This window comes from Alcaligenes faecalis (genome assembly GCF_041521385.1).
In the GTDB taxonomy this organism is placed as follows: domain Bacteria; phylum Pseudomonadota; class Gammaproteobacteria; order Burkholderiales; family Burkholderiaceae_B; genus Alcaligenes; species Alcaligenes faecalis_E.
In genome coordinates this window covers 3,756,485-3,765,545 of sequence record NZ_CP168006.1, presented here as the reverse complement: position 1 = coordinate 3,765,545, position 9,061 = coordinate 3,756,485, and the positions used below count along the sequence as shown (strand labels likewise).

Here is a 9,061-nt window from a genome sequence, read left to right as displayed (position 1 = left end):
CCATGAAAATCCAGACCAGACGGTCTTAACCCCCTGCTACGGCAGGCAGTACGGTCAGGCTGTCGCCAGCGCGGGTGGCGGTCTTCAGGCCATCGCTGAAACGGATGTCCTCTTCGTTCACGTAAATGTTCACGAAACGGTGCAGATCTTCACCGCTCATCAAACGTGCCTTGATGCCGGGAAACTGGCCTTCAAGATGCTCGATCACTTCGCCTACCGAAGCGCCCTGGGCCTGGACTTTCTTCTCGCCGTTCGTCAGTGGACGCAGCAAAGTCGGAATAGAGACTGAAATGGACATACGTAAAATCCTTTGAAATAGGGGTTCCAACAGCCGGGACGCACGCCCTTTCAGGGGCGATACGGTTCCCTAAACAATCACAATGGTTTCTTCGGTCACACCGCCGTCGATAATCCGAAAGGATCGAACCGGCACGGTGGCCTGATCCCAGGTGGACACGATCAGGTAATGCAGTTCGGGATGGCCCGCAAAATCGATGTCGTCCTTGCTGGGAAAAGCCTGGCTGGCGGTATGGGAGTGGTAGATCACGCAGCACTCCTGCTCGTCCTCATCCAGACGGCGGTAGACCTGAAATTGCTCACGCGAATCGAACTGATAAAACACCTCTGAGGCCGCCCGGTTTTGCATGGGCAGCACGCGTTCGGCCACCAGCGAACCCTCCTGGGCGGCAATCAGTCCGCATGCCTCGATGGGGTGATCCTGCTTGGCATGATTCAGAACTTGCTCCAGGGCAGAACGACGAATCTGCAAGGCCATGATGTGCTCCCTCCCGAACTTAGTAAGACGCCAATTCGGGAGCAACCTGCTCCACCCAAGCCAGCACGCCGCCTTCCAGATTGCGCACCTTGGAGGCATTCAACTTGATCAGCTCTTCGCACACCGTCTTGGAGCGCGCACCCGAGCGGCACGAGATCACCAGATCCGCATTCGGACCAAAGGCAGCCAGAATCTCGGCGGCGACGGTGGGCGATTTGGGCATCAGAATCGCGCCAGGAATATTCACGATTTCCCATTCATTGGGATCGCGCACGTCCACCAGGACAGGGGCCTGCTCTTGCTCCTGCAGTTCTTTTAGCTCCAGCACGGTCATGACAGGCACAGGGATGGCCATGGCGTCAGCAGGTGGATTCAGACCGCAGAAGGTTTGGTAATCGCCCAACTCCGTCACGGGCTTGCGATTGGGCAGGCGGCGGATAGGCAGTTCGCGGTAGCACATATCCAGTGCGTCGTAAGCAATCAGACGGCCAATCAAAGGATCGCCAATGCCGGTAATCAGCTTGATGGCTTCGGTGGACATGATGGAGGCAATCGAGGCGCACAAGACCCCAAACACACCGCCCTGCGCGCAAGAGGGAGCCAGCTCGGGTGGTGGGGGTTCGGGGTACAGGTCGCGGTAGTTCAAGCCTATGCCACCGGGTGCGTTTTCCCAGAACACCGAGACCTGACCTTCAAAGCGGAAGATCGAACCCCAAACATAGGGTTTATCGGCCAGCATGCACGCGTCATTGACCAGATAGCGGGTCGCAAAGTTGTCGGTGCCGTCCAGAATCAGGTCGTAGCGCGAGAACAGCTCGACCGCCATGTCCGGTTCCAAGCTGTCGGTATACGTTTCTACCTTGATGTGGGGGTTGAGCTTGTGAATTGCACGCTTGGCGCTTTCCACTTTCAGCTCGTCAATGCTGTCTACGGTGTGAATGATCTGGCGCTGCAGATTGGACTCATCCACCCGGTCAAAGTCGATGATACCCAGTGTGCCCACCCCGGCTGCGGCCAAGTACAGCAAGGTGGGCGAACCCAGGCCACCTGCCCCGATGACCAGCACTTTGGCATTTTTGATGCGGCGTTGGCCTTCCATGCCCACATTGGGAATCAAGAGGTGACGGCTATAACGGTTAACCTCGTCGCGGCTTAAGGGCTCACCGGGTTCAACTAAGGGGGGCAAGGTCATCATGACTCCTGGTTAAATACATATAAATACGAACAAGACTTATTCTCAAATATGACTGAAAATGACACAATAGCCTTTGGGCGCTGATTTCTATGCAGAACGGAGCAAAAACGATGAACGCCAATGCAGCCTATGTGCGCTGGCGTTTTCAGACTATGACTTACTGGCTACGCAGCAAAACTTCGGTGCTGGCACCAACGCTGTGACGCACGCGCCAGGCCAGCAAAAAGGCAAACAGAACGCCCAAGGTGAGCACGCCCAGCATGACAACCTGACCGAAACGGTCCAGGACGATGCCGGCGGCAATGGGGACGGCCATACGGGCCAAGGTGAAGATGGTCGACTGTAAACCGTAATCCGAGGCATTGCGCTGTCTACGGGTAAAGAACATGGTCAGCCCAAAAAGCAAGGCCGACACCGCCCCCATGCTGGCCGCAATCAACAGGGCACTGCTGATCAGCCACACCGGACCCAGCTTGGCCCAGACCGAAACCATCAACAGGATCAGGGACAACAAGGCCGCCAGCAGATAAATCGGAATGGCGCGTGCGGCACCCAGCAATGAGGCCAAACGACCACCAATCAGGCTAAACACGGCACCGGTAATGCCACCGGCAATCCCGACCGTCCAGGCCACCTCTTCCAAAGGCATGCCCTGGTCCAGCATCAAGGGTTTCAAGTAAAACCAGACGGCACCAATAAAGGGGAAGCTGGTCAGCAGCAAGCTGGTCCATTGCTTGGCCCCTTCCTGCCCGAAAAAGCTGACCCAATCGGCAACAAAGCCGGGCGGCGCCTGTTCGGCCTTTGCCACTTGCAAGCCCGCTTTGGAACGCAAAAAGACAAAGGGCAAACAACCAATCACCAGCCCCAGGCCCATCAAGGCAAACGGTGCCTGCCAACCCCAGCGGGCCTGCACCAGCACCATCACCCCCGCCCCAACAATCGCACCCAGAAACAAGGCGGCAGAACGAATACTGCCCGCACGCAACTGTTCCTCGCGCGGCAGGTATTGCACGGCCAAGGCATTCAAGGGGATGTCCATCCAGGTCGCCACAATGCTGATGGCAAAGGTCAGGACAAACAGCAGGGTTCGCTGATCAATCAGGTTTTCGCGGCCTATGCCTACATACAAAGCCAGCAACAAGACCGCCATCAACCAGAGCCAATGCACAAAATGCCCGCCACCCAGACGGACACGCTGCACCGGCATGGCCAGCACCAGCTTGAAAATGGCAGGCAAGGCCGCCAACTGGAACAAGCCTATCTCAGTGCCGGACCAGCCGTGCTGGCGCATCACCAGGGGCAAGCCAAGCATCAGATAAATACTGGGGACAGCCAACACCAGATTCATCCAGCCAAACAGCAACTGCGCCCCCCATGCTTTCCACGTCTTCATTCTCATCACCCTTTGCACGCCTTGCGCGCAATCAATGCAGTGACGGGCGCAACCGGAAAGCGCACCTCATCAAACTGCTGAACATCATCAAATCCGGCTTGTTCCAGCAACTGGGCCAACTGCCCTTCCGGCAACACATGGCGACCTTGCATGCGCATATGCAGGTAGTAATGCAAAATCCGTTTGGCCTTGCTGACTTCTTTATGCACCTCAGCATGACAGCACACCAGCACCCCACCGGGGCGCAAAGCGCGATACAGCCGGGTCAGCAAAGCAGGGATATCCGGCACAAAATGCAGCACAGAGGAGCACCAGATCAAGTCGTAATCCGACCCGAAATCGTCCACCAGCAGATCACCGGCCAAGGTGCTGACACGCGCTTCCAGACCGGCATCACGAATTTTTTGCTGGGCGACAGCCGCCGCTGCTGCGTACTCGAACACCACGGCATTCAAGTCCGGCTGCTCTTGTGCCAAGGCAATGGCCACCAGTCCTGGCCCACCGCCCAAATCCAGCAGACGTTGCGCCTGCCAGAACTCCGGCACGGCCTCAAAAATCTCACAGGCCACCTCGGCCGTCACCGCCGTTTGTTCCTGAGCAATTTGCGAACGCGCCGCCGCTGCCCACGCTTGCTGAGTCAATGCCGGATCCGCCGGAGGCGATTTGCCATTACGCAGCAGCTCTTCCAACTGATTGCCCACCTGGCGCACAACGCCATGCCGAAACAACAAGGCATCGCCACAATAGTGCGCCGAACCCGGATTCAGATAACGCGCCGTTTGCGGCAGGCTGCGATAGCGTCGCGGACAGGTCCACTGACACTCCAGCAGCTCCAGGCTCCACAACAACTCCAGCAGGTAGGCAGTGTTGTCGGCGTCCCACTTGAGCACAAGCGCAAGTTCCTGGGCAGCGATAAACTTATCCAGATGTGCAAACACGCCATACCCCAAAGCCAGGTTCAAGGCATCGGCACTTAAACCCGCCAATTGCGCGTCCCAACAGGCTTGCAGAGCATGCGACTCCAGCAATTGCTCCGACAAAACGATTTTTCCCAGCGATCGATCCAGCACAGTTTTTTACCTCCGTGAATTCCACAATGGCCTTTCCCCCTGCCATCACAGCTAGAAATGATATATATTTAATGAGAATTATTTGCATTAAGATCTATGCTGAACGGAGCAATTCATATGCGAGGCGCTTTTAGCAGGAGAAATGATGAGCACGCGCAAATTTGGCTATCGCTTAACCACGGATGAACCCAGGTCATGCCGCGCTCTGAGCGATGGCCGAGTCCGGCTGCAACTACCCGAAGAACTGGGCCACTGCTATTCCGAATGCGTGGAACTGGAACAAGGGTTTTTGTTGGGTCGTTTGCACTATCACCCCAGCCGATCACTGGTGGAAGAAAGCAACGGCCCCCATGCGGGCCGTGTCATTGTGGTGACCGTGGGTCTGCAAGGGCAGTCGGCCTATCAGGGTCGGGAGAGTTCAGACCTGTTGTTCAAGGCAGGCCATACCACGGTGACGGCTTTCCGATCCCTGCGGGGGGAACGCCACTATCAAGAGGACCAATCCGTATCGCAATTACGGCTGGTCATCAGCGAGGCGGCCTTGAACAAATACGTGGGCCCGGAACGCGCCACCCAGTTGATGGATTGCGTGGGACTGCATCGTCTGTCTTTTCATGCCAGCAGCCAGGCCACCATGGCCCATGCGGCGGCACTGGCACGCTATATGCAGCCGTGCACCCCGGAGCAACCCATTCATCATCACAGGCTGAACCTGCAAATCCATGCACTAAGCTTGCTGGCCGAGCAGTTCAACCGCCTGGCCCCACCCGACGCCCCCAACAGCGCCCCGCTGTCAGTGGATGATATTCAGCGAGTCGAGCGAGCACGCGATTTGCTCAGCTCGCAACTGGATCAACCTATCACGGTGGAGTATCTGGCCACGACAGTAGGCATTAACGAGCACAAGCTTAAAGAGGGTTTTCGCTATCTGTACGACAACACGCCTATCGGCCTGCTGCTGGAACTGCGTATGCGCAAAGCCTATACCTTGCTGGAATCCGGCCAACAAGTGGCCCAGGCTGCCTGGCAAGTCGGCTACAAATACCCCAATAATTTTTCCGTCGCCTTTACGCGCTACTTTGGCCGTTCTCCCAAATCCATTTTTGGCAACAAGCGCGCCTAATCCCTTGTATTTCCGCTGTTTTCGGCCTCTGCATTCATAGAGGCCCACCCTTCTTTTCGGGCCGCCCCCTGCGGCCCTCTCCCTGAAAAGTTCCCCCTCTGCTTTGACAAATTCCTGCCATTGCCGCGGATTTCCGGCCCTGCATAGGAATTGCTCCGTTCCGCATATCAATCTAAGTGATAATTATTCTCATTAAAAGGAATAATATCCCCGTGCCTTTCCTCGCCTTTTGAGACAAGGGGTGAGCCTGGCCAGCAAACGGGAGCCTTTCCCCACGACAGATTGTTATTTTTCACACGGAGCCCTGGTTCGTTCTATGTCCGCTACCCTTTCCCCCCTACACAAAAAACACGCGCTCAAGCCGCTGGTGTATGCCTTGATTCTGGCCTCCTGGGCCGGGCAGACACAGGCCCAAAGCGTGGGCAGCGCCCCGCCCTCCTCCCGTCAGGACGAGAGCCAGGAAGACACGGACAGAGCCACACGTCTGGACACTATTACCGTCGTGCGTGAAACCCGCGATGAGGCGGGTAAAACCGATGTATTCGAGAAAGACGTCTCCAATGTGTACGCCGGCAAGGAAGAGATCGAGCTGTACAAGGGCAGCTCCGTGGGGGATTTGTTCAAGGGCCTGAACGGTGTGTATGCGGGGGACTCGCGCAATAGCGGTGCACTGGACCCGAACATTCGCGGTATCCAGGGTGAAGGCCGCATTCCCCTGACGATTGATGGCACGGAACAGGCAACATCGGTCTGGCTGGGACCGGCCGGGGTCGCCAACCGCAACTATGTTGATCCCAATATGATCAGCAGCATTCTGGTGGAAAAAGGCGTGTCGGCCACATCGGGCGCCAGCGGGATTGGCGGATCAGTGCAGATTCGGACGCTGCAGGTGGACGATATTGTCAAACCGGGCGAGAGCTTCGGGATTGAGCTGAAAGCGGAGACAGCGACGAATTCGACCAAGCCGAATGAGCGTTCGTTCGGAGTGTTCGGTAAAGACTACCGGGACATCCCTGGCGCGGTATTTGATATAAGTGGCACCAACGGCGTCACTCTGCCTGAATCCATTTCGCCAGAGCGTATGCCTAAAGAAGGCAATGGCGGCAAGAAATTCAACTTCGAAGACCACTCCTACCGCTTGGCCATCGCGACCAAGCAAGAGAACTTTGACCTGCTGGCTGCATACAGCTACCGCAGTCGCGGCAACTATTACAGCGGTAAAAAGGGTAGCGAGAAGTACGAGCACGACTCGTGGCAGGAAGATGCCAAGAACGATAACAGGCCGGGCTTCTCATCCCCAAGCATCAGCTATATCGCCAAATATTTCCGCCCCGGTGAGGAGGTCCTGAACACGTCCAGCGAACTGGAAACCACCCTGCTCAAAGGAACGCTACGCTTACCTCACGATCAAGCCATTGATATGAGCTACATGCGCAGCAACCATACCTTTGGCGAGAGTGTGCCTTGGAACGTGGTCTGGGCCGTGCATGCGCTGGATGGTCAGGGCGAGAAAAAGATCCTGCAAAACGAGAACCCCTACAGCAAGGTCAAACAAGACACCTGGAATCTGAACTACTCCTGGAACCCCGAAGGCAACCGTTTCATCAACCTGAAAGCGGGTGCCTGGCTTACCCAAAGCGACAGTGCTCGCCACCAGAACGGTGACGTTATCTATGGCACCCAAGGCGACGGGTGGAATGGTCGGGATGACGCATGGGATGACTATACGGATTGCCACATCCTGGGCAGAGATCTGCCCGGGTGTGCACACGTTCCTACAACTCCACCCGATAAAGAATCCAATGCGGATGGTCGTTTCAACATCACGCCACGTGCCTTGCAAATTACCGATCACCGTCGCACAGGTTTGAACCTGAGCAATGAAATGACTTTGCACTCCACCCTGGACTTGAGCTTGCAAGCAGACTTTACGCGCGAAAAACTCAAACAGCATGACGCTTCGGAAAACCTCACGCACCTGACTGAACTGAACTGGGGCGTAAACCATATGGGGCCGCGTTCAGGCACCCGCCAACAATGGAACTTTGGTTTTAATTTTGATTGGCGTCCGGTCGACTGGTTGCAGGTGAATGCTGGCGCTCGTTACAGCGACTATTGGTCGTATGACGACAAGCTAGCCGAGATGCGTAGCCAGCAGCATAAGGATTGGGCTATTCAGCCTGCTCTCAAAGGCTACAACTATCACGTAAAACGCTTGATGACGAATCAGGAAGTCGCTGATTACGAGGGGAAAATCATTGAAACCAAGCTCCCCATTTACAAACAATATGAAGAAGACTGGCAATTCATCTCGGACCTCGACCCAAGCTTGTTAGAAGCTGTTTTTGGCCACACGACAAAACAATCATTTGAAGACTATCTCGGTAAAGCTTTCCATGAAGGCAAGGTGAACGGCTATCGCTACACAGACGAAACAGTTTTTGTACCGTCAGGCGACAGCCACAAAGATTTTGTGGCCAACAACCCGTTCACAAATGGCGAGATTAATGCAAGCGAACAAGTGGCTGATGCACAAGGTCAAAAGGGCACAGCTGATAAATATATTGCGTCGAATGCCGACCGAAAGCCTGTTTATCAAGATGAGTCTGAAATACCGAATAAATGGGAAGAGCCCAAAAAACAAAAAGATCATGCTTGGGTTCCCCATATCGGACTGACCGCCTTTATCACAGACGATATTCGTGTCTATGCACGGTATAACGAGTTTGTCCGCTTCCCAAGCCTATTTGAGTCCTCCATGGCAATGGCTGGCGCCAACAAACGCTCCACAGGTGCCGCAACCAGCCCAGAACATGCCTATAACTGGGAAATTGGTTATGCCCACAATCTAAGCCGCTATTTTCCCAGCCTGGACTACGCAGACATCAGGATCAATTATTTCAACAACCGCATCAAAGACTATATAGACCGAGACTGGGACTTCAATGTCGTCCAATTTGCCGAGAAAAAAATGTCCGGCATTGAACTGCAAGCTCGGGTGGATAGCGGCAAATATTTTGCCAACTTTGGTGGTACGTACCGCCTGAAACAACAACTGTGCGACCACGATTACGCGCGAACCTTCAGCCCTATCCCTGGCGCAGCAAGTGGCCGCGAGATTCCAGGCTGCATGGATGGTGGATTCCCAAGGACATTTGCAAGAACCAGCCTGCAACCCCAGTACTCACTGAATCTGGATGTAGGTGCTCGCCTCCTGGAAAAGAAACTACTGCTAGGCGCACGCGCTGTTTATCACAGTGCTGCCAAAAACAAAGATGAAGGTGCCTTTGGAACCTCCGGCTGGGCCTATAACCGCGCCAATTACTGGAACCCAATTTTGGTCTTCGATGCCTACGCCAGCTATCAGGTGCAGAAGAACCTGAATGTGGACGTAGCGATCAGCAATCTCACCAATCAGTACTACCTGGACCCCATGGCCCGTACCTCTATTCCGGCCCCTGGACGAACAGTGCGCGTCGGTATGACAGCACGTTTTTAAGTTAAT

At 55.2% G+C, this 9,061-nt stretch carries 7 protein-coding genes; 2 read left to right on the top strand and 5 right to left on the bottom strand.

Translation table 11 applies throughout. The features are described from left to right. Window positions 1-25 precede the first annotated feature (25 nt). The 5 genes from ACDI13_RS16305 to ACDI13_RS16285 all read right to left on the bottom strand — a co-directional run bounded on the left by ACDI13_RS16305 (window position 26) and on the right by ACDI13_RS16285 (window position 4,433). Window positions 26-298: a MoaD/ThiS family protein gene (locus ACDI13_RS16305; RefSeq protein ID WP_003801260.1), complete on the bottom strand. Its 273-nt coding sequence runs from the start codon at window positions 296-298 to the stop codon at window positions 26-28. A gap of 69 nt (window positions 299-367) precedes the next feature. Beyond that, the gene (locus tag ACDI13_RS16300) at window positions 368-775 is read right to left on the bottom strand and encodes a M67 family metallopeptidase (RefSeq protein ID WP_316988121.1); all 408 of its coding nucleotides are present in this window, start codon (window positions 773-775) and stop codon (window positions 368-370) included. 19 nt (window positions 776-794) lie between these two features. Further along, the gene (gene moeB / locus ACDI13_RS16295) at window positions 795-1,967 is read right to left on the bottom strand and encodes a molybdopterin-synthase adenylyltransferase MoeB (protein WP_372373139.1); all 1,173 of its coding nucleotides are present in this window, start codon (window positions 1,965-1,967) and stop codon (window positions 795-797) included. 160 nt (window positions 1,968-2,127) lie between these two features. After that, complete coding sequence (locus tag ACDI13_RS16290; RefSeq protein WP_316988123.1) at window positions 2,128-3,363, bottom strand: MFS transporter; 1,236 nt, start codon at window positions 3,361-3,363, stop codon at window positions 2,128-2,130. Window positions 3,364-3,368: 5 nt separating this feature from the next. Next, window positions 3,369-4,433, bottom strand: a complete 1,065-nt coding sequence (locus tag ACDI13_RS16285) for a methyltransferase domain-containing protein (protein ID WP_316988124.1) — start codon at window positions 4,431-4,433, stop codon at window positions 3,369-3,371. 145 nt (window positions 4,434-4,578) lie between these two features. Here ACDI13_RS16285 and ACDI13_RS16280 point away from each other — a divergent pair, with 145 nt between their 5' ends. Both ACDI13_RS16280 and ACDI13_RS16275 read left to right on the top strand, forming a co-directional pair. Next, window positions 4,579-5,556 carry an AraC family transcriptional regulator gene (locus tag ACDI13_RS16280; RefSeq protein WP_316988125.1) on the top strand — a complete coding sequence of 326 codons (978 nt, stop codon included), beginning with the start codon at window positions 4,579-4,581 and terminating at the stop codon, window positions 5,554-5,556. Window positions 5,557-5,872: 316 nt separating this feature from the next. Continuing rightward, entirely contained in the window at window positions 5,873-9,055 is a 3,183-nt protein-coding gene (locus ACDI13_RS16275; protein WP_316988126.1) for a TonB-dependent receptor domain-containing protein, read from the top strand. The last annotated feature ends 6 nt before the right edge of the window (window positions 9,056-9,061 follow it).

What these genes read in the sequence shown, in the direction of transcription:
- ACDI13_RS16305 (WP_003801260.1), bottom strand. Translation starts at nt 298, where the DNA reads ATGTCCATTTCAGTCTCTATTCCGACTTTGCTGCGTCCACTGACGAAC.
- ACDI13_RS16300 (WP_316988121.1), bottom strand. Translation starts at nt 775, where the DNA reads ATGGCCTTGCAGATTCGTCGTTCTGCCCTGGAGCAAGTTCTGAATCAT.
- moeB (WP_372373139.1), bottom strand. Translation starts at nt 1,967, where the DNA reads ATGACCTTGCCCCCCTTAGTTGAACCCGGTGAGCCCTTAAGCCGCGAC.
- ACDI13_RS16290 (WP_316988123.1), bottom strand. Translation starts at nt 3,363, where the DNA reads ATGAAGACGTGGAAAGCATGGGGGGCGCAGTTGCTGTTTGGCTGGATG.
- ACDI13_RS16280 (WP_316988125.1), top strand. Translation starts at nt 4,579, where the DNA reads ATGAGCACGCGCAAATTTGGCTATCGCTTAACCACGGATGAACCCAGG.
- ACDI13_RS16275 (WP_316988126.1), top strand. Translation starts at nt 5,873, where the DNA reads ATGTCCGCTACCCTTTCCCCCCTACACAAAAAACACGCGCTCAAGCCG.